Consider the following 22,331-nt stretch of genomic DNA (forward strand, 5'->3'; position numbering starts at 1 on the left):
GGTGAGGGCGCACGAACCGATCGGGGAACTATCCGAATCGACTGGACTCGTTCAAGATCCCGCGATGCCCGCGCTGTGACCTGCGACGCAGCCGCCTGGGCGGCATGCGTCACGCGAAATCATCACCCTGACCTATTCGTCAGTGAAAATGACACCCACGGTCGCGGCCACCCTCCGCCGTCACTCGCATCCACCCCGTGGTCAGCGCCGCGAGCGCGTCCGGATCGTCCGGCGGCCCATCACCTCGCCACGCCACGTGGAGGTCCGGGCGCACCAGCAGCAGTCCGTACCCGTACACCGGCTCGGCATCGGCGCAGGCGACGTCGTACACGCGCAGCGGTGCCCCGATCGCCGCGAACGCCGCCTCCAGCCCGTCGACGGCGACGCCGCGCGCACGGCCCACCCGCAGCAGCGTGTACTCGCGCCCGAGCTCGTCCTGGATCGGCCGGCCGTCGTCGAGCCAGACGTGCGGGAGTCGCGCGCCGGGGCAGGTCGTCGGCACGTACCGGAAGCTGTCCGGGTCGGGCCCGTCCTGGTCATCGGGCCGGATGAGCGGCGAGCCCAGGTAGCGGTAGCCCAGCTCGATCCCGTACAGGTCGTTGCTCCACCGCTGCTCACGGTCGGCGCGCTCGGCGAGCGCCGTGCGGGTGGCCCGCCCCTCCGGCGTGTCGTCGGCGATGTCCGGTTTCCACATCCCCCGCCACGCCCGGCGCCCGGTGGACGCCTTCCGGGACGCGGCCACGTTGCGGATCCCGATCGGCCGCCGCTCGGCCTCGTAGGCGTCCAGGAGGCCGGGCCCCGCCCAGCCGTGCAGGGTTCCGGCGAGCTTCCAGGCCAGGTCGACGGCGTCGCCGTGCCCGGTGTTCATGCCCAACCCGCCGGTGGGGATCACCAGGTGCACCGCGTCGCCCGCCATCAGCACCCGCCCGACCCGGTACCGGTCGGCCACCATCAGCCGCTGCCGCCAGGTGCCCACGTACTCCGTCTCGTACGAGATCGGGAACCCGACGATCCTCTCGAAGAGCTCGGGCATCTCCTCGTCGCTGCCGACCGTGGCGTGCAGCGAGAAGTGCACCTCGTCGTCCTGCACGATCAGGAAGGAGGACGTGCCGTCGGCGACGTGGTAGTGCCGGCCCTTGCCGATGGGGATCCGGTCGAACAGGTCCTCGCTGGCGAACAGGGCCTGCCGCATCTCGAGCAGCGACTCGCCCCGCAGCTCGATCCCGAGCAGGCGGCGCACCGTGCTGCCGCCGCCGTCGCAGCCGACGAGGTAGTCGCAGCGCTGGGTCGAGGTGGTGCCGTCGAGCGCTCGCACCGTGGCGGTCACCCCGGCGTCGTCCTGGTCGAAGCCGACCAGCTCGTGACCGAAGTCCACGGTGACGCCCGGTGTCGCCTCGGCGGCCGACCTCAGCAGCGGTTCGAGCGTGTACTGCGAGATCAGCTGGTACGGCTCCGCCGGCACGCTGCCGTCCCGGACCTCGCGGTAGGCCACCTTGAGCGCGTTCACCGACGGGTAGGGGTGGTGCACGAGGGGGTCGTTGACGAGGTTGTCCAGGCAGATGAACACGTCCATCGGCACGTCGCCCGCCAGGCCCGCGGCCCGGATCCGGCCGGCCAGCCCGAGCCGGCGGAAGTTCTCCATGGTGCGGGCGTTGCACCGCTCCATCTTCGGGAGCCGGCCCGGTGCCGGGCGCTTGTCGACCAGCCGGACCGCGATCCCCTGCTGCCCCAGCTCGATCGCCAGCGTCAGACCCACCGGACCGCCCCCGGCGATCACCACCTGCGTGTCCATGGTCAGCCCGCGGTCACGGCCTTGCTGTCCAGGCCGAGCAGCCGGGTGACGTTGCCCCGGTAGATGGCGTCGCGCTCGGCGTCGGTGAGGTCGAGCTCGGTGAGGTTGGCGATGGTGGCGCGGATGAAGCCGGGGCCCTTCTCCGGGTCGTAGGGGCTGTCGGAGGCGAACAGCATCCGGTCGACCCCGAAGAAGCGGATCGACGTCCGCAGGGCGTCACCGGCCCCGAAGCAAGCGGTGTCGGCGTAGAACATCTTGAAGTAGTCCAGCGGCCGCTTCGTCAGCGGATATCCCTCGACGTCGGCCTTCTGGTCGGATGGGGTGCGCGCCCCCAGCTGGTCCCAACCCGGCCCGACGCGCCCGGCGAAGTGCGGGATCATCGCGCCGCCGTGGTGGATGAGGAACTTCAGGTCGGGCCAGCGCTCCAGCACCCCGGAGAACACCATCCGCGCCATGAAGACCGACAGGTCGTACTCCCACCCGAGCGCCCACCAGATCTCGTAGCGCGAACGGCTCTCGGTCGGGTAGTCCGGCCACGCGGCGTTGCGGTTCGGGTGGACCTGGACCAGCTTGCCGCTCGCGGCGAGCTTCTCCCAGAACGGGTCGAAGCGCGGCTCGTCGAGCGGGTGACCGCCGACGTGGCAGTAGATCTGCACCCCTAGCGCGCCCAGCTCGTCGAACGCGTGGTCGACCTCCTCGAGCGCACGGTCCACGTCGTTCAGCGCCACCGCGGCGCAGAAGCCGGCGAAGCGGTCGGGGTGGTCGCGGACGAGCCCGGCGAGTCCGTCGTTGCCGATGCGGGCGAACTCGGCGCAGCGGGCGGGGTCGCCGAAGTCCTCCAGCGGCGGTGCGGCCACGTTGATGATCTGCTTGTAGTCGCCGAACTCGTCCATCTGCCGGAAGCGGACGTCCAGGTCGACCAGCGACGGGATGTTCCGCGTGCGGTTCTGCAGGTTGCGCAGCGCCGGCGCGTCGTCGAGCGCGAAGAACCGCCGCGCGTACTCCCCGGGAAGGACGTGGCAGAACGAGTCGATCTTCATGGTGGCCTCCCGCGAGGGGTTCGCACATCGTGCTAACGTGCTCTGCAAGTGTGAGAGCGACAGTAGAACGGTCGGCGCGGCGAGGTCAACATGCCCCAACCAGCAGAACCACGGCGCACGGTGGGCGCCAGCAGCTCACGCAAGGTGCTGCAGCTGCTCCTGTCGTTCTCGGAGCACCGGCCCGAGGCCAGCGTCGCCGAGCTCGCCGCGCTCATCGGCACCCCCGTGGCGACGACGTACCGCTACGTCGCCCTGCTCAAGGAGCTCCAGCTGATCGAGGAGGGCAGAGCCGGCCACTACCACGTCACGTCCCAGGTGATGCCGCTCGCACGAGCGGCGCAGCTGGCCAACGACCTGGCCCGGCTCGCGCGCCCGTTCATGGAGGACGCCGCCCGGGAGCTGAGGGAGACCGTGATGCTCTTCCAGCTGTTCGGCGGCTCCGCGGTCTGCGCAGACCGCGTGGAGTGCGAACGCCCGATGCGCCTCACCTTCCAGCCAGGGCACTCGGTCCCGCTCGGGGTCGGCGCCTCCGGGAAGATGCTGCTCGCCTGCCTCCCCGAGCCCGAACGCGCCCGCCACCTGCCCGCTCTGCTGCAGGAACGGGGCCCCGAGCTGCGCGACCAGATCGACGAGGCGACCGCGCAGCGGTACGCGGTGAGCTGGGGGGAGTTCGACGAGGGCGTGTGGGCCTGCTCGGTGCCGATCGACCTCGGTGGCCAGCGCCCCACGGTGCTGAGCATGGCCGGCCCCGCCGCCCGGATCAGCGAGGACGCCAAGCAGTCCGCGATCTTCGCGCTCCGCGCCTACGCCACCCGGATCCGCGACGCGGTGGCCTCCTACACGCTCTGAGGCCACCCTTGACGGTCGCCGGATCCCACATTACCTTCCGTCGCACATTGAGAGATTCAGTTCTCATATAGTGCTACTGGAGCGCGCCGATGCGCATGCGACAACCTCTTCTCGCGCTCGTCGCGGTCGCTGCGATCGTGGCCGCCGCCGGGTGCGGCGGAGGCGGTCGCGCCGACGGCGACGACCACACGCTCGTCATGACCGAGCGCGGTGTGGGGACGGTTCCTCGAGCTCGTCGCCGACGGCAGCCTGGCCACCGACATCTCCGTCTCCGCGCAGTCCTACGGGCTCGGCCTGGTGATGGCGGTCGTGGTCGGGGTGCTCACCGGCGTGGCGATGGCGTCGTCGCGGATCGTCCGCGACGTGCTCGACCCGTGGGTGTCCGCGCTCAACGCCACCCCGACCATCGCGCTCGCCCCGCTCTTCATCCTGATCCTCGGCCTCGGCGTCGAGTCGAAGGTCGCCATCTGCGCGATCGTGATGCTCTTCCCCATCCTCGTGAACACCTACTACGGGTTCTCGACGACCGATCAGCAGCTCGTCGAGGTGGCCCGCGCCTACGCCGCCTCGCCGTGGCAGAGCTACCTCAAGATCAAGCTCCCGATGGCGCTCCCCTCCGTGATCGCCGGCCTGCGGCTCGCTGCCGCCCACGGCCTCGTCGGCGTCGTCGTCTCGGAGCTGTTCGGCGCGCGGGCGGGCATCGGCCTGCTGATCCAGAGCTCCGCGGAGACCTTCGACACGCGCGCGCTGTTCGTCGGGATCTGCCTGCTCGGCGTCGTCGGCGTCCTCATCACATCGGCCCTCATCGCCGCCGAGCGCCGGATCGGCCGGTGGCGCGTCGCGCAGGAGGAGGCTGCATGACCGCACCGAAGCTGCACATCGACCACCTCGGCAAGGTGTTCCAGCGCACCGGCTCCGAGGTGCAGGCGCTGCAGGACATCGACATCTCGATCGACGAGGGGCAGTTCGTCAGCCTGGTCGGGGCGTCCGGGTGCGGCAAGAGCACCCTCCTGCGCCTCGTCGACGGTCTCATCGCCCCCACGGACGGCGCCGTGCGGCTGGACGGGGCGGCCGTCGCGGGTCCGGGCACGAACCGGGCCTTCGTGTTCCAGCAGGACCGCCTCCTGCCCTGGCGCACCATCGAGCAGAACGTCTGCCTCGGCCTGGAGTTCCAGGGTCAGAGCCGGTCCGAGCGCCGGGAGCGGGCCCGGGAGCTGCTCCAGCTCGTCGGCATCCCGCGGTTCGCGGGCTCGTACCCGCACGAGCTGTCCGGCGGCATGCGGCAGCGCGCGAACATCGCGCGTGCCCTCGCCGTCGACCCCGACGTCCTGTTGATGGACGAGCCGTTCGCCGCGCTCGACGGGCAGACCCGCGAGATCATGCAGACCGAGCTCGTCCGGATCTGGCAGGAGAGCCGCAAGACCGTGCTCTTCGTGACGCACCAGATCGACGAGGCCGTGCTCCTGTCCGACCGGATCGTCGTCCTCACCGCCCGCCCCGGCACGGTGAAGGCCGACATCCCGGTGCCGCTCCCCCGCCCGCGGGAGCTCGCCTCCAAACGCTCCCCCGAGTTCATCGGCCTCGTCGACGAGGTCTGGCAGCTCATCGAGGAAGAGGTCCGCGTGTCCATGGAACTGGAGTTGCAGAATGCCGGCTGAGCACGAGAAGGAACTCCGCGAGCTCGTGGCGCAGGCCGGCCGGATCCTGGACACCCTGGGGCTCGTCGACTACCTGGGTCACTGCAGCGCCCGCGTGCCGGGCACCGACCGGGTGGTCGTCAAGCCCAAGCACTCGCCGAGGATCCGCAGCATGGCCGCCCTCGGACCGGACGACATGGTCGTCGTCGACCTGGACGGCAACCTCCTCGACGGCGCCGACAAGCCACCGGCGGAGGTCTTCATCCACACCGAGATCTACCGGGCCCGGCCCGACGTCGGCGCCGTCGTGCACACCCACCAGCCCACCGCGACGCTGGCCGGCGTCCTCGGGCAGCCGATCGAGCCGACGCTGCACGTCCCCGCGACGTTCGTCCCGACGAACCCGCCCACCTGGCCGCACCCCGTGCTGGTCACCAGCCCCGATCTCGGGCGCGACCTCGCCGCGGCCCTCGGCGACGAGCCGTTCTGCCACCTGCAGGGGCACGGGATCGTCAGCGTCGCCGCCGACATCCCGCACGCGACCGTCGGCGCGGCCATGCTCGAGCAGCTCGCGGAAGCGTCGCTGCGGGCGGCAAGCACCGGCCTACGACCCCGCGTCATCACCCCGGACGAGATCGAGACCCTGCGCGGCCAGACCGCCGGTGTCGAGGGACGGTGGGCCTACTACATGCAGCTAAGCGAGGCGTGAGACGGACCGTTCAACGAGGGGCCGGGGGTGCCGTGGTCGACAGGACCGGCGGCTCGGCGGCCGAGGCACTCCGGTAGTAGGCCTGGGCGCCGGCGACACCCGCGCCGAGCCGGATGTCCGCACCGGCATCGGCCAGCGCCATCTCGGCGGCCGCTAGCGCCGTCAGGCACGACACCTCGTTCAGGTCGCCGAGGTGACCGATCCGGAACACCTCCCCGGCGAGCCGGCCGAGCCCGCCGCCGAAGGACGTGCGGTAGCGGTGGTAGCCGATCCGGCAGACCTCCGCGCCGTCGACACCGTCGGGTACCCGTACGGCCGAGACCGTGTCCGAGTACCACTCGGGCGCGACCGCGCACAGTTGCAGACCCAGGGCCGCGACGCCGTGCCGCACCCCCTCCGCGAGCCGGTGGTGCCGCGCGAACACCAGATCGAGGCCCTCGTCGAAGAGCAGGTCGAGCGAGGCGCGCAGCCCGTGGAGCAGCGGAACCGGCGGCGTGTAGGGGAAGTAGCCGACGTCGTTGGTGGCGATCATGTCCTCGAACGAGAAGTAGCAGCGCTCCATCGTCGCCCGCTTCGCGGCGTCGATCGCCTTCTCGCTCACGCCGAGGATCGACAGACCCGCCGGGAGCATCAGCCCCTTCTGCGAGCCGGTCACCGCGAGGTCGACACCCCACTCCTCCTGCCGGAAGTCGATCGACGCGATCGACGAGACCCCGTCGACGAACAGCAGCGCGTCGGATGCCGCCGCGTCCATCGCCCGGCGCACCCCGGCGACGTGGGAGGTGACACCGGTGGCCGTCTCGTTGTGCGTGACGAGGACGGCCTTGATGCTCGGGTCGGCAACGAGCTGGCGTTCGTACTCGTCGACCGGCACTCCCGCGCCCCACTCGACGTCGATGCACACGACGTCGAGCCCCAACCGCTTCGCCATGTCCACCCAGAGGTGGGAGAACTGCCCGAAGCGCGACATCAGCACACGGTCTCCGCGGTCGAGCGTGTTGCTGATCGCGGCCTCCCACGCGCCGGTGCCCGACGACGGGTAGATGAAGACCCGCCCCGTCACGTTGCGCAGCAGCAGCTTCAGGTCGCGGAACAACCCGGACGTGAGGGCGGGGAAGTCCGGCGAGCGGTGGTCCTCCATCGGGACGTTGAGGGCACGGCGCACGACCTCGGGCACGTTCGTCGGTCCGGGCACGAAGAGATGGGTCATGCCGTGCGCCATGTCGGCTCGCATTCCTCGTCGTCGGAACCAGGCGATGGAGACGCTATTTCCGACGGGGAGGCGAGGGATCCCCCGCAACGGGGAGGCCGAGGGGGAGACGCCGCCGGCACGGAGTCCCGCCTCAGACGGCCTTCCGCGCGGCCAGCCGCTCCGCGAGCTCGCGCAGGGCGGCCGCGCGGATCTTCGAGCCGTTGGTACCGACCGTCGTCGGCATCTCGGGGATGACGTGCACGGTCTCGGGGACCTTGAAGCGCGCGAGCGTCGACGCGCACCAGTCGCGCAGCACCACCGGGTCGGGGGTGGCGCCCTCGGCGGGCTCGACGAACGCGATCGCGCGCGTCTCGCCCGACACGTCGATCCCGACGACCTTCGTGCGGCCGACGTCCGGGTGCTCGGCCAGCCGGTTCTCGATCTCGGCGGGATCGACGAGGAACCCCTTGAGCCGCAACGAGTCGCCGATGCGGTTCAGGTAGGCGAAGGAACCGTCGGGGCGCACCGTGCCCAGGTCGCCGGACCGGAACCAGCCGTCGTCGGTGAACGCGGCGGCGCGGATCGCCCCGTCGTGGTCGCCGAGGTAGCCGTCGACGACGTTGTACCCGCGGAACTGCAGCTCGCCCGGCTCGTCGCCGGTGAGCGGCGCCCCGGTGAACAGGTCGACGGCGCGCACCCGGATGCCGTCCGACACGGGGCTGCCGCCGCCGCGCCACCGCTGCGGCGCCGGGACCGACGGGCGCCAGAACGAGGTGAGTGCGAACACCTCGCTGGAGCCGTAGACGCCGGACGCCGGCGTGCCCGTCTCGTCCTCGGCCCATGCGGCGACGGCGCCGGAGCCGCCGTAGAAGTCGGCGAGCAGCAGCCGACGCCAGTACGACAGGTCGGTGGGCTGCGCACGCCAGGCGTCCACCAATCGGCCGCTGATGTCGTCGGCGCAGGCCAGATGGGTGACGCGGTGCAGAGCCATGTGGCGCACCGCCTGCGCCGGGTCGAAGCGCGGTTCCAGCAGGACGGCGCCGCCGGCCGCGATCGCGGCGAGCGCCGGCACGTACCCGAAGACCCCGGACAGCGGGAGCACGACGAGGCTGACGGACGACCCGTCCCACCCGCCGGCCGCGGCGACGGCCCGCGCGTGCGTCGCGACGCCGCTGCCCAGGTGCGCGGCGAGCTTCGGCCGGCCGGTGGACCCGGACGTCGTGAACGCCACGGCGAGCGCGTCGGGCCCGCCGCGCAGCGTGCCGGCGTCGGGCGCCGGGCCGGCGGGCTCCGGCGGGACCCAGGTGCCGGCGCCGACGTCGTGCCGGGCCGCGGCGGCCACGTCGACGGGCGAGCGACCGGGCCCGGCGACCACGGCCACCTCCGGCGCGGGGATGCCGGCCGCGGCGAGCGCCTCGCGCAGCCGCCCGGACAGGTCGATGCCGAGGAAGTCGTGCGCCACCGCGACGACGACCGGGCGTGCCTTCTCCAGCACGTGCGCGATGTCGCCGACGCCGTAACGGGTGTTGATGCCGATGACGTGCCCGCCGAGCGCGGCCACCGCGAACTGCCAGACCAGCCCGTCGGACCAGTTCGGCAGCATGACGCCGACGCAGTCGCCCTCCCCGACGCCGCGCTCGCGCAGGGCGTCCCGCAGCGCGACGGTGCGCGCGAGGAACTCACCGCGGGTGACCCGGACGTCGTCCTCCCCGTCGATCACTAGCACGGCGTTGGGGCCGGTCCCGACGACGTCCGCGAGCAGATCACCCAGGGTCATGGGGACGTCCTCGCCAGGTCGGTGAGCCACCCGTCCAGCGTGGCCGCGAAGCCGGGGAGCTCCTCCATCGGGTAGTGGCCGACTCCGTCCAGGAACGTGCAACGGGCGTCGGGGATCAGGTCGGCGGCGTGCCGGACGTCGGCCGGGTCGAGCCACAGGTCGTCCTCGCCCGCGACGAGGTGCACGGGGCACCCGACACCGGGCAGTCCGGACCGTACGTCGTGGGTGACCCAGCCGATGAGGTCGCTGGTGGTGACCTCCGGGTCCTCCCGCCGGTGCATGCGCGCGATCAGCTCGGCCCGCTCCGGTGGCACGCTCGCGCCGACGACGGCGAGCGTGCCGTGGTAGGTCCGGTCCGACCGGCTCGGCGCGGCGGCGTCGACCAGCTCGCGCTCCAGGCCGCCGACCGAGAGCATCCGGGCGGCGTCCGTGCCGCCGTGCGCCGCCATCGCGACGGCTCCGGCCAGCCGGTCGCCGCGGCGCACGGCCAGCTGCAGCGCGATCGCGCCCCCGATCGAGCACCCGACGACGAACGGCCGCTCCATGCCGAGCCGGTCGATCAGCTCCCCGCACCAGGAGGCGTAGTCGCCGAGGTCGCGCACCGGCCCGCGCGGGGCCGGCTCGGAGCGGCCGTGCCCCGGCAGGTCGGGGACGACGACCCGGTAGCCGAGCGCGGCCAGGTCGGACTGCACGTCCCGCCACTGGACACCGTTCTGGCCCGCGGTGTGCAGGCACAGCACCGGGACGCCCTCGCCCTCCTCCAGGACGAACGCGCGGCTCCCCGCGACGTGGAGGTCGTGCGCTCGGATCACGACGCCTCCTCGCGGGCGAACGCACGGGCCTCGTCGACGAGCGCGACGAGCGCGCCGGTCAGCCGCAGGTACTCGTAGGCGCTGCCGCTGACGGTGAACTCGCCGCGCATCGTGCGCTTCGTGAAATCGTTGACCGGCCCGGTCAGCAGCCGCACCCAGGTGATGTCGGGTGCGCCGAGCACGAACGCCGGTCCCGCCGGGGTGCGCGCTCCGGCGTCGAGCACGCGGCCGCGGTAGATCCGGAACTGGACGACGTCCTCGCCGAACCGCAGGCCGATCGCCCCGTCCCACGTGCTCGTCGCGGTGGTGAACGCCGAGGAGGCCGCGAGCCGCTCCCCCAGGTGCCGGGCCCAGCCGGCGTCGGGGAACGCCCGCCCGATCCGCCGCCCGTCGTCGCCCGCCGCGTCGCGAGCCGTGACCAGCGCGGCGGTCTCGCCCTCCTGGACGATCACACCCTGCTGGTCGCGCACGAGCACGTGCCGCCCGATCACGCCGTTGACCAGCGCGGACGTCCGCCGGGCCCGGGTGATCGTCATCTCGTAGCGCACGCCGTCACCCGGGTGGAGCGGCGCGAGGTAGCGCCAGCGGGTGTCCAGGGCGGCCTCCACGTGGGTGGCGAGCCCGCGCTCGTACAGCCATCCGAAGAAGCAGGCGATGCCGAGCGGACCGTGCACGAGCGGGCGCCCGCCGCCGGGCCGCCCCGCGCTGTGCATGGGGTGGCGGTCGCCGCTGAGCTCGGCGAACGCGGCGACGTCGGCCGGGGAGAGTGTGCGTTCCGGACCGGTGAAGGTGCGCCCGACCTCGAAGTCCTCGAAGTACGGGCCGGATCCGGCCATGTCCGCCCCTTTCGACACGAACGAGCGTTCCTGTCGCCCAACGAAGCACGCCGTCGGCACCCCTGTCAAGCGGGCTCGGCGCGGGTTCGGGTGCCGTACGCTCGGCGGCATGAACACCCGTTCCGCCACCCTGATCGCCGATACCGGCCGGCGGAACGAAGCGGCCATCCTCAACGCGGCGCTCGAAGCGTTCGGCCGCAAGGGCTTCAACGGCGCGTCGATGCGCGACGTCGCCAAGCTCGCGGGCACCAGCCTCTCGAACCTCTACAACTACTTCCCCTCGAAGTCCCGGCTCCTCGCCGAGGTGCTCCAGCACGCCAACGACGAGCTCCAGGCGCGGGTGCGGCGCGCGGTCGCCGACGCCGGGGACGACGCCAGCTCGCGGATGCGCGAGGCGGTGCGCGCCTACGTCGGGTTCGTGGTCGACCACCAGATCGCGATGCTCGTCTCGACGAACGAGGTGCGCTACCTGGAGCCGGCCGACCGCGCCGCCCTGGTGGCCGAGCGCGACACGACACAGGGCACGTTCGAGGAGATCGTCGCGCAGGGCGTGTCGAGCGGGGAGTTCCGCACGCCGTACGCCACCGACGCCTCGCGCGCGATCCTGTCCGGGATCGGCGCGATCGCGTCCTGGTACCGCCCGGACGGGCGGCTCTCGCGGGGGCAGCTCGCCGAGCAGCAGGCACGCTACGCACTCGCGCTGCTGGAGGCCCCCCTTCCGCGCTGACGCCGGGTCGGCTAGCGTAAGAACGATCGTTCGTACCTAGCTCCCCACGGCCGCGCCGCCGCAGCCCGGAGGTGGACAGAGATGGACCAGCACGCTCCCCCGCAGCGGATGGGCCGGCTTGCCGCCGCCGCCGTGTTCGCCACCACCCTCGAGTGGTTCGACTTCCTCATCTACGCGACCGCCGCCGCGCTCGTCTTCGGCCACCTGTTCTTCCCGTCGGCGAGCCCCGTCGCGGGCACGCTCGCCTCGTTCGCGACGTTCGCGGTCGGGTTCGTCGCCCGCCCGCTCGGCGGGATCATCGCCGGGCACGTGGGCGACCGCTTCGGCCGCAAGCCCCCGCTCGTCGCCGCCATGCTGATCATGGGTCTGGCCACGTTCGCCATCGGCATCCTGCCCGGCTACGACGCGATCGGATCGTGGGCACCGACCCTGCTCGTCGTCGCCCGGCTGGTGCAGGGCATCGGCGTCGGGGCCCAGTGGGGCGGCGCGGCGCTGCTGCTCACCGAGCACGCGCCACCCGAACGGCGCGGCTTCTACGGCAGCCTCGTGCAGACCGGCGCGATCTTCGGCGCCGTGGCGGGCAACCTGTTCTTCCTCGTCCTCACCGCCGTGCTCGGCGAGGAGCAGTTCCTCGCGTGGGGCTGGCGGATCCCGTTCCTGTCCGGGCTCGTGCTCGTCGTCATCGGCGCGTACGTCCAGCTGCGCATCGAGGACACCCCCGTGTTCCGCGAGCTGCGGCAGCAGTCGATCAGCTCCCGCCAGGAGGCCGGGCTCCGCAAGGCGCCGCTCGCCGAGGCGGTCCGGCGGTACTGGCGGGAGATCCTGCAGGCCGCGGGCGCCTTCTTCGTCGTCAACGCCACCTTCTACATCCTGATCAGCGGCATGCTGGACTACGCGACGAAGACCGTGGGAATGTCCCGCACCACCATCCTGTGGTGCGTGATGGCCGCCGGGCTCACCCAGGTGGTGACCATGCCCCTGTTCGGCGCGCTCACCGACCGCATGGGTTCGCGCAAGCGCCTCTACCTCACCGGCACGGTGCTGATGGCGGTGTTCGCGTTCCCGATGTTCTGGCTGGTCGACACGGGTTCCGTGCCACTGGTGCTCCTCGCTCTGGTCATCGGGTTCACCATCCACGCGACGATGTACGGCCCCCAGGCCACGCTCTACGCCGAGATGTTCCCGGCCGACGTCCGCTACTCGGGGGCGTCGCTGGGCTACCAGTTCGCGTCGGTCTTCGCCGGCGGGCTGGCCCCGTTCATCATGACTGCCCTGCTGGCGGCGACCGGCGCGTCGTGGTCGGTCGCGCTGTACATCATCGCGTGCGCGGCGCTGACGTTCGTCGCGGTCGCGACGATCAAGGAACGGTTCGGCCGCGACCTGTACGAGACGTCGGCCGCCCTCGCGAAGGCTTGAGGTACTTGCGGCACTGCTGCGCGTCCAGCGGCTCCGGCCCGTCGTACCCGGGCAGCACGGCTGCCGCGCCGGGGAAGTCCTGGTCGGCGGTGTAGCCGTTGGTCACCACGACGGTGGCCAGGCCCGCGGCGGTCGCCGCATGCAACCCGACCGCCGAGTCCTCCACGGCCAGCGCCTCGGCGGCCGGCAGGCCGAGCCCGGCGAGGGCCCGCAGGTACACCTCGGGATCGGGCTTGAGCTCGGCCACGTCGTCGCCGGTCACGACGACCTCGATCGGGTACGCGCCCAGCAGCCGGTCGAGTAGCGGCCCGACCCACGACCGGCGCCCGGTGGTGGCCACCGCCAGGCGGATGCCCGCCCCGGTGAGGTCGGCGACCAGCTCGGGCAGCCCGGGACGGGCGACGACCGCGCCGCTCAGGACGCGCTCGGTGAACAGGGCGGTCTTCGTGCGGTGCACGCGGGCGGCGAGCTCGTCGGCCTCGCCGTCGCCGAGGCCGCGGGCCCTCAGGTCCGCGGCGATCCGCCGGCTGCCCCCGGTGATCTCGAGCAGGCGACCGTACTCGGCGACGTCCCACTCGACGTCCACGCCGTGCTGGGCGAACGCCGCGTTGAAGGCCGGGCGGTGCCCGTGGCGTTCGGTGTCGGCGAGGGTGCCGTCGACGTCGAAGATCACCGCGCGCAGCTCGCTGTCCACCGCCGTCCCGGTCACGGGATCTGCGCCGACGCCGCGGCGCGCAGCGCGAGCGCGCGGTCGGTCATCGTCCCCGGGCCGCTGAACAGGGCGGACCCGGCGCAGAACACCCGCGCACCGGCCCGGGCGACGGCCGCGATCGTGCCGGTGCCGATGCCCCCGTCGACCTCCAGCTCGACGTCCAGCCCCCGCCGGTCGATCTCCGCCCGGGCCTCGGCGATCTTCGGCTCCATCCCGGACAGGTACGCCTGCCCGCCGAACCCCGGGTTCACGGTCATCACCAGCAGCAGGTCGACCAGGTCGAGCACGTGCTCGACGGCGGCGAACGGCGTGGCCGGGTTGAGCGCCACCCCGGCCTGCGCGCCGAGCTCACGGATCCGGCCCAGGGTGCGGTGCAGGTGCCGGGTGGCCTCCGCGTGGACGATGACGATCCCGCAGCCGGCGTCCACCCACCGGGACAGCATCGGATCGGGATCCTCGACCATGAGGTGCGCCTCGAACCCCAGGTCCACCCGCCCTCGGCACGAGGCGATCACGTCCGGGCCGAAGGTGATGTTCGGGACGAACCTGCCGTCCATCACGTCCCACTGGATCCGGTCGACGCCGGCCTTCTCGATCTCCTGTACCTCCCGGCCCAGGTCGGCGAGATCGGCCGGCAGGACCGATGCGACCAGCAGCGGCGACCCCGTCCGCACCATCACGTCCGCCTCCTCGCGGGTCACGCCGGCTGCAGCTGCGCCCGCAGCCGCACTGCGGTCGCGTTGGCGCCGACGCGCTCACCGAGCGCGGCCTGACCGGCCTCGACCAGTGCCGGGTCGCCGTGCCACGCGGCCAGCGCCGGGTCGACGAGCGCCCGGCCGAACGAGAACGTCAGCGGCCACGGCGTGAGGTGGTACTGCATCGCCTCGAGGTTGGCGGTCGCGCGCTCCGGCGGCTGCCCGCCGGAGAGGAACGCGACGCCGGCCAACTCGTCCGGCCAGGCGCGCAGCACCTCGACGGTCGCCTCGGCGACCCGCACCGGTGCGGTGCGGTCGGCGTGGTCCCTGCCCTCGATCACCATGTTGGGCTTGAGCACGATCCCGGCGAGGTCGACGCCGAGGAGACCGAGCTCCTCCCGGACCGCGGCGTGGACCTCGGCGGTGACCTCCGCGCAGCGTTCGATCGAGTGGGCGCCGTCCATCAGGACCTCGGGCTCGACGATCGGCACGATCCCGGCCGCCTGGCAGGCCGCCGCGTAGCGGGCGAGGGCGTTCGCGTTGCTGCGCACGGCGCCCGCGCTGGGCAACCCGTCGGTGATCACGTGGACGGCGCGCCACTTGGCGAACGCCGCACCGATCTGCGCGTACTCCGCGAGCCGGGCCGGCAGGCCGTCCAGGCCCTCGGTGACCGTCTCGCCGGGCAGCCCCGGGCAGGGCTTCGCCCCGGTGTCGACCTTGATGCCGGGCAGGACACCCAGCGCCCGCACCCCGTGGGCGAACGGCGTTCCACAGGCGAACGTCTGGCGGAGGGTCTCGTCGCAGAAGATGATCCCCGAGGCGCCGTCGGCCAGCCCGGGTGTCGATGCGAGCAGCTCCCGGTAGCGGCGCCGGTTCTCGACGGTGGCCTCGACCCCCGCCTTCTCCAGCCGGCCGGACATCGTGGCGACGCTCTCGTCCGCGGCGAGGACACCCTTCCCGGGTGCCACCATCTGCGCCGCGATCTGCCTGCACGAACCCATGTCGGGAGTTCCTTCCGTCGACGAACCCCATCGGACGTTAGGGACGCGCGGACCGACCTGACCTCACCCATCCTGGGGAGACACCCGGGGGAACGCCGGATCCCACGCCGTCCGCCACCCCCAACCGGCCCCCCGCGAGGGGGATGGCCACACCCGGGCCTGCAGGCAACCTCCGGACCATGCTCGCCGACCACACGACGCTCGCGCAGTTCCTCATCGAAGAACGGCGCCGCCATCCCACCGCGTGCGCGGACCTGAACTCCCTGGTCCGCGACGTCGCGCTGGCCTGCAAGGCGGTCGCCAACCGGGTCTCGTCGGGCGCCCTGCGCGACCCGCCGAGCCGGACCGACCGGACCAACGTCCACGGTGAGGTGCAGCACGAACTGGACCTGGTCGCCAACGACTACTTCCTGCGGGCGACGGAGCGCGGCGGCCGCCTCGCGGGGATGGTCTCGGAGGAGCTCGACGAACCCCACCTGCTGCCCGCGGAGCACCCGCGGGGCAACTACCTCCTGGTCTTCGACCCGCTCGACGGGTCGTCCAACATCGACGTGAACGTGTCCGTCGGCAGCATCTTCTCGATCCTGCGCGCGCCCCGGCCCGGGGTGGACGCGGCGAGGCAGGACTTCCTGCAGCCCGGGACGGCGCAGGCCTGCGCGGGTTACGCGCTCTACGGTCCGGCCACGATGCTCGTGCTGACCCTCGGTCGGGGCGTGCACACCTTCACCCTCGACCCGGCGCTCGGTGAGTTCGTCCTCAGCCGGGAGGCGGTCCGGGTGCCGCGGCACGCGAGCGAGTTCGCGATCAACGCGTCGAACCGGCGGTTCTGGGAACCAGCCGTGCGCCGGTACGTCGACGAGTGCCTGACCGGCCGGGCGGGGACGCGGCACAAGGACTTCAACATGCGCTGGGTCGCCTCCCTCGTCGCGGAGGCCCATCGCATCCTCACCCGCGGCGGGGTGTTCCTCTATCCCCGCGACACGAAGGACCCGGCCAAGCCGGGCCGGCTGCGGCTGCTCTACGAGGCCAACCCCATCGCGTTCCTCATCGAGCAGGCCGGAGGCATGGCGAGCACGGGACGCGAACGCGTGCTCGACGTCGCCCCCGCCGACCTGCACCAGCGCATCCCGTTGATCTTCGGGGCCGCCGACGAGGTCGCGCTGATCGACCGCTACCACCAGCAGCACAACGACCACCCGCACGACTCGCCCCTGTACGGCGAGCGCGGCCTGTTCCGCGTCGGGACCGGCTGAAACGTCTCTGCCAGCGGGGCGGAAGCTCCTACGAACGGTAGCTCTTCGCCAACGAGCGGGAAAAGATCACACATCCCGGTCCCCGCTCTTGCCGCGTCAATCATCCAGACTGTACGGTACTTTTTGCGATACCGCACTGAAACAAAGGGGTCGAAGTGGGAGAATCTCCGCCCTGACGCCGCCACCGCGCCAATCAGGACGACGCGGACATTCCCGATCAGATCTCATCTCGATCCGCACCGAGATCAGTGACGGTGCCCATCAGGGCGAATCATCAGCCATATTTCTCTGGATCATTCATATCGGTTTTTGCATGCCGACGGAGAAGGGTGCTCAATGACGACTACTTTCTCAGGTGACCGATCAGCCGAGTTGGCCGCGGCGGGCCTGGACGGACAGAACAGGCAAGCCCTGGGCCGGCTGCTCGGAACCGGGACCATCGGGTACGCCGAGGAGGGACCCGACGGCCGGATGACCGCCACGGTCCGGATCCCGGAGGACGAGCTGTGCTGGGAGCCCGGGATCCTCATCCTGCCCCACGGTGGCGAGCTCGAACTCACCCTCATCAACGACGACAAGAACACCCACTGCGCGGTGCTGCCCAACATCGGGCACGAACTGATCATCTGGCTGGTGAACCACTCCAAGGGGTCGGCCACCCTCAACCTCCAGGGCCCGGGCACCTACTGGTACGGCTCCACGACCGGTAACGACGAAGGCCGCGGTCTGACCGGGGCAATCGTCATCGGCGGGGAAGTTCCGGCCGAAGCCAAGCTCGACCGTCCCGCCCAGCCCCGCCCGTAGAAGAGAGGAGCAGAGGATGACCGAATACGTCGACGCAGGTCGGGCCGTCAGCCTCACATCGCTCAGCGATGTGAAGGGGAGCGCGCCCGACGTCGCTCAGAGCGTCAACCACGAGCGCGTTCTGGACGCCCGCTCGGAGCCGCAGAACTGGCTCACCTACTACGGGGCCTACGACGGCCAGCGGTACAGCACGCTGGACCAGATCAACAAGGAGACCGTCAAGCGCCTGACCCCCGCGTGGGTGTTCCAGGCCGGCATGACCGGCATGCACTCCGGCGCCTCGACCTACTCCTTCGAGGCCTCACCGCTCGTCGTGGACGGGGTCATGTTCGTCTCCGGCCCCGACGGCAAGGTCTGGGCCCTGGACGCCAAGACCGGCGAGGAGCTCTGGCGGTACAAGCACGCCTCCCCGTACGACGTCTCGCTGTGCTGCGGGAACGTGAACCGCGGCGTGGCCGTGGGACACGGGCGCGTGTACATGTACACCCTCAACGCCCACCTCGTGGCACTCGACGCGACGAACGGCGAGGTCGTCTTCGACGTCGCCAACGGTGACGTGCGCGCCGGGGAGAGCGGTTCGGTCGCGCCGCTCATCGTGAAGGACATGGTCATCGTCGGGAGCGCGGGCGGCGAGTTCGGGGTCCGCGGGCACCTGGACGCGTTCGACGCCCAGACCGGCGAGCGTCGCTGGCGCTGCTACACGGTGCCCAAGCCCGGCGAGCCCGGCTCGGAGACCTGGCCGGACGACGGCGAGGCGTGGCAGCGCGGCGGTGCGAACTGCTGGGTCACCCCCACCTACGACCCGGAGCTGGAGCTGCTGTTCCAGGGGACGGGCAACCCGGCGCCCGACTTCGACGGCGGCGTCCGCGAGGGCGACAACCTCTACACCGACAGCACCGTCGCGGTGGACGTGAACACCGGCCAGATCCGCTGGCACTACCAGTTCACCCCGCACGACCTGTGGGACTACGACTCCACGATGGAGAACGTCCTTTTCGACGCCCCCGACGGGCGCAAGCTGCTCGCGCACGCGGACAAGAACGGGTACTTCTTCGTCCTCGACCGGACCAACGGCGAGCTGGTGCGGGTGTTCCCCTTCGTCGACCGGATCACCTGGGGGGAGATCACCCCCGACGGGAAGGTCACCCCGAAGGTGTACCCGGACAAGGAAGGCGAGCCGGTCCACTTCTGGCCGGGGCCTGCCGGGGGCAAGGAATGGACGCACATGTCCTACAACCCCCAGACCGGGCTGATCTACGTGCCGGTGCAGGAGGTCGGGGCGACGGCCACCCGCCGGCGCCGCGAGTTCAAGGAGAGCATGCCGTACTGGGGCGCGGGCGTCGCCGTGGACCTCGAGGACTTCTACGGGTACGTGGCCGCCATCGACCCGCTGACCGGCGAGGAGAAGTGGCGCTGGCGCAACGAGTACCCGATGTGCGCCTCGACGCTGACCACGGCGGGCGGGCTCGTGTTCCAGGGCACGCCGACGGGTGAGTTCGTCGCACTGGACGCCACGACCGGCGAGAAGCTGTGGTCGTTCCAGTGCGGGAGCGGGCACCACAGCAGCCCCACCCCGTTCAGCGTCGACGGCCGCCAGTACATCGCGGTGCCGACCGGTTGGGGTGGCTGGATCGAGGGCTTCCTTCCCGGGTTGCTCGGAGCCCGCGCGGGCGACGCGCTGTTCGCGTTCGCCCTGCCCGAGAGCTAGCTAGCGCAACCACACGCCGCCGGAACCGTGGAAGGGAGGTGACGGTGTGGAGACCACCACCGAGTGGGAGGCCCCCGAGTTCGAGGAGTTCGGGTGTGCCCCCGAGGTGACCATGTACGTCGCGCGCTCGGAGTCCTGAGCCGACGCACGGGTTGTAAGAAGGGAGGGGCACCGGACGAGGTCCGGCGCCCCTCCCGTCCGTTCTTGGCTGAGGTGGAGGTCTAGGCGCGATGACGACGACGACACCGTCCCGCAACGGGGCGGCGGCTGCGACCGGACGGACCGGGACGACGGACCCGGGGACCGCGGCGTTCCTGGAGCGCCTGCGCGCGCACTCGACGAGCTACCACAGCGCCCACCCCTTCCACCTGCGGATGAACGAGGGCACGCTCTCCCCCGCCCAGATCCGCGGCTGGGTGGCGAACCGCTTCTACTACCAGGAGAACATCCCCCGCAAGGACGGTGCGATCCTGTCCAACTGCCCCGACGTGGAGGTCCGCAGGCGCTGGATGCGCCGGATCGTCGACCACGACGGGCTCGTCGAGGGCGAGGGCGGCATCGAGGCATGGCTGCGCCTCGGCGAGGCGTGCGGGCTGACCCGCGAGGAGGTCCTCGACCACCGACACCTCGTGCCGGGCGTGCGGTTCGCCGTCGACGCCTACGTGACGTTCGCCCGCACGAAGCCGTGGGTGGACGCGGTCGCGTCGTCGCTGACCGAGCTGTTCGCGCCGGACCTGATGGCCGAGCGCCTGGCCGCGTTCGAGCGCTGCTACACCTGGATCGACCCGGACGGCTTGGCCTACTTCCGGGCCCGGCTCCAGCAGGCGCCACGCGACTCCGAGCACGCCCTTGAGGTCGTCACCGCGCACTGCCTGACCCCCGCCCAGCAGGACCGCGCCGTGGATGCTCTGTCGTTCAAGTGCGACGTGCTCTGGGCCATGATGGACGCGATCGGTCACGCCTATGCCGACTGAAGCCGGGCCCACCCCGCTCACCCTTCCCGACACGGCCCGGCCGCGGCTCGGGCCGCACCTGCGGCTGCGCTTCGACCGCTCGCGCGGCAAGCACGTCCTGCTCGGACCGGAGTCGGTGATCGTCCTCAACGGAAGCGGTGCGGACGTCGTCGGCATGTGCGACGGTTCCCGGACCGTCGCCGAGATCGTGGACGAGCTGGGTACCCGCTACGAGCGCCCGGTGGACGACGAGGTGCGGCACTTCCTCGCACGCATGGCGGCCCGCCGCCACGTCACCCTGGAGGAGGCGAGGTGATGGACCGGCCCTTCGGGCTCCTGGCCGAGCTCACCTACCGCTGTCCGCTCGCGTGCGCCTACTGCTCCAACCCGCTCGAGCTCGCCGCCTACGACGACGAGCTGTCCACGGCGGACTGGCAGCGCGTGTTCACCGAGGCCGCCGACATGGGCGTGCTGCAGTGCCACCTCTCCGGCGGCGAGCCGCTGCTGCGCCGCGACCTGGTGGACCTGGTGCGCACGGCCGCCGAACTGGGCATGTACACGAACCTGGTCACCAGCGCGATCGGGCTCTCCCGGCCGCGGGCCGAGGCGCTCAAGGCGGCGGGCCTCGAGCACGTGCAGGTCAGCGTGCAGGCCGACGAGCCGGCGACGTCGGACCGGATCGCGGGCATCCCGTCGTTCGAGCGCAAGCTGAAGGCCGCCGCCGTCGTGAAGGACCTCGGCTGGCCGCTGACCGTCAACGTCGTGCTGCACCGGCAGAACATCGACCGGATCGCCGAGATCGTGGCGCTGGTCGAGGAGCTGGACGCCGACCGCGTCGAGCTGGCCAACACCCAGTACTACGGGTGGGCATGGCGGAACCGGGCCGCGCTGCTGCCCAGCCGCGAGCAGCTCGCCCGCGCCGAGGAGGTCGTGCGGGACGCCCGGGCGCGACTGGGCGGCCGGATGGAGATCCTGCACGTCCTCCCGGACTACTACAGCGAGTTCCCGAAGCCGTGCATGGGCGGCTGGGCATCGCGACAGATCACCGTGACGCCGAACGGTGACGCCATGCCCTGCCTCGCCGCGCACACGCTCCCGCTGCCGGCCGCCAGCGTCCGCGAGGCCTCCCTGGAGACGATCTGGGACGACTCACCGATGTTCAACGCGTTCCGCGGGACCGGCTGGATGCAGGACCCGTGCCGCACCTGCGAGCGTCGCGACCTGGACTTCGGCGGGTGCCGCTGCCAGGCGTTCCAGCTGACCGGCGACGCCACCCGGACCGACCCCGTCTGCCACCTCTCCGCCGACCACGGGCTGGTGACCGCCGCGGTCGCGAAGGCCAACGCGGGATCCCGCCCGGTGGAGGAGCTGCTGATCTCCCGCCCCCACCGCGGATGAGCAGACGAGAGGAGGGAGCGCTCGGCATGAGCGTCAGCGGACAGGTACTGGACAAGCCGGAGACCACGCGATGGTTCTGCGAGCCCTGCGGGTTCATCTACGACCCCGAGGAAGGTGACCCGGACGGCGGCATCGCCCCGGGGACGCCCTTCGAGGACATCCCGGACGACTGGATGTGCCCCATCTGCGGTGCGACGAAGGCGGACTTCCGCGAGCTGGAACCGGGAGAGTTCCCGGAGGAGTGGGGACGCTGAGTCGTGATCAGGGGATACAGCCATTTCGTGACGCTCGCCGAGTCGCTGCAGTGGGACGAGACGACCCTCGACTACTCGGCCGACCGCGAGGCCTGGCCGCGACTCACGGAGACCGAGAACGCCCGGGTCCTCGGGCTGATCGCCGGCTTCGTCATCGCCGAGACCGCCGTGTCCTCGGAGCTCGGCCACTACCAGGCGGCCGCGCCCGACGACTCGATGGAGGCGGTCTTCCGCGCCCAGGCCAGGGACGAGGCGCGCCACGCCCGGTTCTTCGACCTGGTCGCGGCCGAGATCGCCGGCGTCCCGGGGGCCGACCCCGCGGAACGACGGGACGCCCTGCGCGCACACGTCGGCACCGAGCTCGTCGACCTGTTCGAGGAACGCCTGCCGGCCACCGCCCAGCGGCTCGCCCAGGACCACGGGGGCCTGACCGCCGCGGTCGGGCTCTACCACATGGTGATCGAGGGCGTGGTCCTCCTCGCGGGACAGCACGCGATGCTCGACACGCTCGAGGGCCTGTCCGTCGCCCTGCCGGGGTTGCGCAAGGGGGTCGAGATGGTCCTGCGCGACGAGCGCTGGCACATCGGCTTCGGATCACGCATCGTCCAGAACGCCGACATCGGCGCGGACGAGGCGGACGCGCTGCTCAGGCAGGGCGAGACGGCCGCGAAGGTGTGGGGCGACCTCATCACACCCGATGCGATCGAGTCCGCCGTGCGGCAGCACCGGCGCCGGCTCAAGGCCGCCGGCATCAAGTTCTGGTGAC

24 protein-coding genes are annotated in these 22,331 nt (G+C 71.8%); 15 read left to right on the forward strand and 9 right to left on the reverse strand.

Annotation, left to right across the window (positions count from 1 at the left end; translation table 11 throughout):
* Window positions 1–139: 139 nt before the first annotated feature.
* Together ACU436_RS36390 and ACU436_RS36395 are read right to left on the reverse strand one after the other, a co-directional pair.
* Window positions 140–1,792, reverse strand: a complete 1,653-nt coding sequence (locus ACU436_RS36390; RefSeq protein ID WP_459031637.1) for an FAD-dependent monooxygenase — start codon at window positions 1,790–1,792, stop codon at window positions 140–142.
* Between the two features lie 2 nt (window positions 1,793–1,794).
* Complete coding sequence (locus ACU436_RS36395) at window positions 1,795–2,832, reverse strand: amidohydrolase family protein (RefSeq protein WP_459031638.1); 1,038 nt, start codon at window positions 2,830–2,832, stop codon at window positions 1,795–1,797.
* A 90-nt stretch (window positions 2,833–2,922) separates the two neighbouring features.
* Here ACU436_RS36395 and ACU436_RS36400 point away from each other — a divergent pair, with 90 nt between their 5' ends.
* The 4 genes from ACU436_RS36400 to ACU436_RS36415 all read left to right on the forward strand — a co-directional run bounded on the left by ACU436_RS36400 (window position 2,923) and on the right by ACU436_RS36415 (window position 6,027).
* Complete coding sequence (locus ACU436_RS36400) at window positions 2,923–3,681, forward strand: IclR family transcriptional regulator (RefSeq protein WP_459031639.1); 759 nt, start codon at window positions 2,923–2,925, stop codon at window positions 3,679–3,681.
* 210 nt (window positions 3,682–3,891) lie between these two features.
* Window positions 3,892–4,542 carry an ABC transporter permease gene (locus ACU436_RS36405; protein WP_459031640.1) on the forward strand — a complete coding sequence of 217 codons (651 nt, stop codon included), beginning with the start codon at window positions 3,892–3,894 and terminating at the stop codon, window positions 4,540–4,542.
* Window positions 4,539–5,339, forward strand: coding sequence for an ABC transporter ATP-binding protein (locus ACU436_RS36410; protein ID WP_459031641.1), 801 nt, complete (start codon window positions 4,539–4,541; stop codon window positions 5,337–5,339). The genes ACU436_RS36405 and ACU436_RS36410 overlap by 4 nt, the downstream gene beginning before the upstream one ends.
* The gene (locus ACU436_RS36415; protein ID WP_459031642.1) at window positions 5,329–6,027 is read left to right on the forward strand and encodes a class II aldolase/adducin family protein; all 699 of its coding nucleotides are present in this window, start codon (window positions 5,329–5,331) and stop codon (window positions 6,025–6,027) included. The genes ACU436_RS36410 and ACU436_RS36415 overlap by 11 nt, the downstream gene beginning before the upstream one ends.
* Window positions 6,028–6,037: 10 nt before the next feature.
* On the opposite strand, the gene ACU436_RS36420 is transcribed toward ACU436_RS36415, so the two are convergent.
* The 4 genes from ACU436_RS36420 to ACU436_RS36435 all read right to left on the reverse strand — a co-directional run bounded on the left by ACU436_RS36420 (window position 6,038) and on the right by ACU436_RS36435 (window position 10,644).
* Entirely contained in the window at window positions 6,038–7,237 is a 1,200-nt protein-coding gene (locus ACU436_RS36420) for an aminotransferase class V-fold PLP-dependent enzyme (RefSeq protein ID WP_459031643.1), read from the reverse strand.
* 133 nt (window positions 7,238–7,370) lie between these two features.
* Entirely contained in the window at window positions 7,371–8,996 is a 1,626-nt protein-coding gene (locus tag ACU436_RS36425) for an AMP-binding protein (protein ID WP_459031644.1), read from the reverse strand.
* Window positions 8,993–9,808, reverse strand: coding sequence for an alpha/beta fold hydrolase (locus ACU436_RS36430; RefSeq protein ID WP_459031645.1), 816 nt, complete (start codon window positions 9,806–9,808; stop codon window positions 8,993–8,995). Before ACU436_RS36430 ends, ACU436_RS36425 begins: the two co-directional genes overlap by 4 nt.
* A complete protein-coding gene (locus tag ACU436_RS36435) occupies window positions 9,805–10,644 on the reverse strand; it encodes a MaoC/PaaZ C-terminal domain-containing protein (RefSeq protein WP_459031646.1) in 840 nt (279 codons plus the stop codon). The genes ACU436_RS36430 and ACU436_RS36435 overlap by 4 nt, the downstream gene beginning before the upstream one ends.
* 109 nt (window positions 10,645–10,753) lie before the next feature.
* Here ACU436_RS36435 and ACU436_RS36440 point away from each other — a divergent pair, with 109 nt between their 5' ends.
* Together ACU436_RS36440 and ACU436_RS36445 are read left to right on the forward strand one after the other, a co-directional pair.
* On the forward strand, window positions 10,754–11,371 hold the full coding sequence (locus ACU436_RS36440) for a TetR family transcriptional regulator (RefSeq protein ID WP_459031647.1): 618 nt from the start codon (window positions 10,754–10,756) through the stop codon (window positions 11,369–11,371).
* Between the two features lie 81 nt (window positions 11,372–11,452).
* Complete coding sequence (locus tag ACU436_RS36445) at window positions 11,453–12,787, forward strand: MFS transporter (RefSeq protein ID WP_459031648.1); 1,335 nt, start codon at window positions 11,453–11,455, stop codon at window positions 12,785–12,787.
* Here the strand turns inward: ACU436_RS36445 and ACU436_RS36450 are convergent.
* From ACU436_RS36450 to ACU436_RS36460, 3 genes are read right to left on the reverse strand one after another with little or no spacing between them, the layout of a single operon-like run.
* The gene (locus ACU436_RS36450) at window positions 12,729–13,496 is read right to left on the reverse strand and encodes an HAD-IA family hydrolase (protein ID WP_459031649.1); all 768 of its coding nucleotides are present in this window, start codon (window positions 13,494–13,496) and stop codon (window positions 12,729–12,731) included. The genes ACU436_RS36445 and ACU436_RS36450 overlap by 59 nt on opposite strands.
* On the reverse strand, window positions 13,493–14,176 hold the full coding sequence (gene rpe / locus ACU436_RS36455; protein WP_459031738.1) for a ribulose-phosphate 3-epimerase: 684 nt from the start codon (window positions 14,174–14,176) through the stop codon (window positions 13,493–13,495). Before rpe ends, ACU436_RS36450 begins: the two co-directional genes overlap by 4 nt.
* A 20-nt stretch (window positions 14,177–14,196) precedes the next feature.
* Window positions 14,197–15,195, reverse strand: a complete 999-nt coding sequence (locus ACU436_RS36460) for a class I fructose-bisphosphate aldolase (RefSeq protein ID WP_459031650.1) — start codon at window positions 15,193–15,195, stop codon at window positions 14,197–14,199.
* Between the two features lie 179 nt (window positions 15,196–15,374).
* On the opposite strand from ACU436_RS36460, the gene ACU436_RS36465 reads away from it, so the two are divergent.
* The 9 genes from ACU436_RS36465 (at window position 15,375) to ACU436_RS36505 (ending at window position 22,330) form a co-directional block, all read left to right on the forward strand.
* The gene (locus ACU436_RS36465) at window positions 15,375–16,448 is read left to right on the forward strand and encodes a class 1 fructose-bisphosphatase (RefSeq protein ID WP_459031651.1); all 1,074 of its coding nucleotides are present in this window, start codon (window positions 15,375–15,377) and stop codon (window positions 16,446–16,448) included.
* Window positions 16,449–16,784: 336 nt separating this feature from the next.
* Complete coding sequence (locus tag ACU436_RS36470; RefSeq protein ID WP_459031652.1) at window positions 16,785–17,252, forward strand: MSMEG_3727 family PQQ-associated protein; 468 nt, start codon at window positions 16,785–16,787, stop codon at window positions 17,250–17,252.
* Window positions 17,253–17,268: 16 nt separating this feature from the next.
* A complete protein-coding gene (locus tag ACU436_RS36475) occupies window positions 17,269–18,960 on the forward strand; it encodes a PQQ-dependent dehydrogenase, methanol/ethanol family (RefSeq protein WP_459031653.1) in 1,692 nt (563 codons plus the stop codon).
* A 46-nt stretch (window positions 18,961–19,006) separates the two neighbouring features.
* Entirely contained in the window at window positions 19,007–19,099 is a 93-nt protein-coding gene (gene pqqA / locus ACU436_RS36480; protein WP_345603549.1) for a pyrroloquinoline quinone precursor peptide PqqA, read from the forward strand.
* A 91-nt stretch (window positions 19,100–19,190) separates the two neighbouring features.
* Window positions 19,191–19,934 carry a pyrroloquinoline-quinone synthase PqqC gene (pqqC, locus tag ACU436_RS36485; protein WP_459031654.1) on the forward strand — a complete coding sequence of 248 codons (744 nt, stop codon included), beginning with the start codon at window positions 19,191–19,193 and terminating at the stop codon, window positions 19,932–19,934.
* The gene (gene pqqD, locus ACU436_RS36490) at window positions 19,924–20,229 is read left to right on the forward strand and encodes a pyrroloquinoline quinone biosynthesis peptide chaperone PqqD (RefSeq protein ID WP_459031655.1); all 306 of its coding nucleotides are present in this window, start codon (window positions 19,924–19,926) and stop codon (window positions 20,227–20,229) included. Before pqqC ends, pqqD begins: the two co-directional genes overlap by 11 nt.
* Window positions 20,229–21,311: a pyrroloquinoline quinone biosynthesis protein PqqE gene (gene pqqE, locus ACU436_RS36495; protein ID WP_459031656.1), complete on the forward strand. Its 1,083-nt coding sequence runs from the start codon at window positions 20,229–20,231 to the stop codon at window positions 21,309–21,311. Before pqqD ends, pqqE begins: the two co-directional genes overlap by 1 nt.
* Before the next feature lie 26 nt (window positions 21,312–21,337).
* Window positions 21,338–21,565: a rubredoxin gene (locus ACU436_RS36500; protein WP_459031657.1), complete on the forward strand. Its 228-nt coding sequence runs from the start codon at window positions 21,338–21,340 to the stop codon at window positions 21,563–21,565.
* 3 nt (window positions 21,566–21,568) lie between these two features.
* Window positions 21,569–22,330 carry a ribonucleotide-diphosphate reductase subunit beta gene (locus ACU436_RS36505; protein ID WP_459031658.1) on the forward strand — a complete coding sequence of 254 codons (762 nt, stop codon included), beginning with the start codon at window positions 21,569–21,571 and terminating at the stop codon, window positions 22,328–22,330.
* The last annotated feature ends 1 nt before the right edge of the window (window position 22,331 follow it).

It is taken from the genome of Pseudonocardia wallangbongensis (assembly GCF_054486945.1).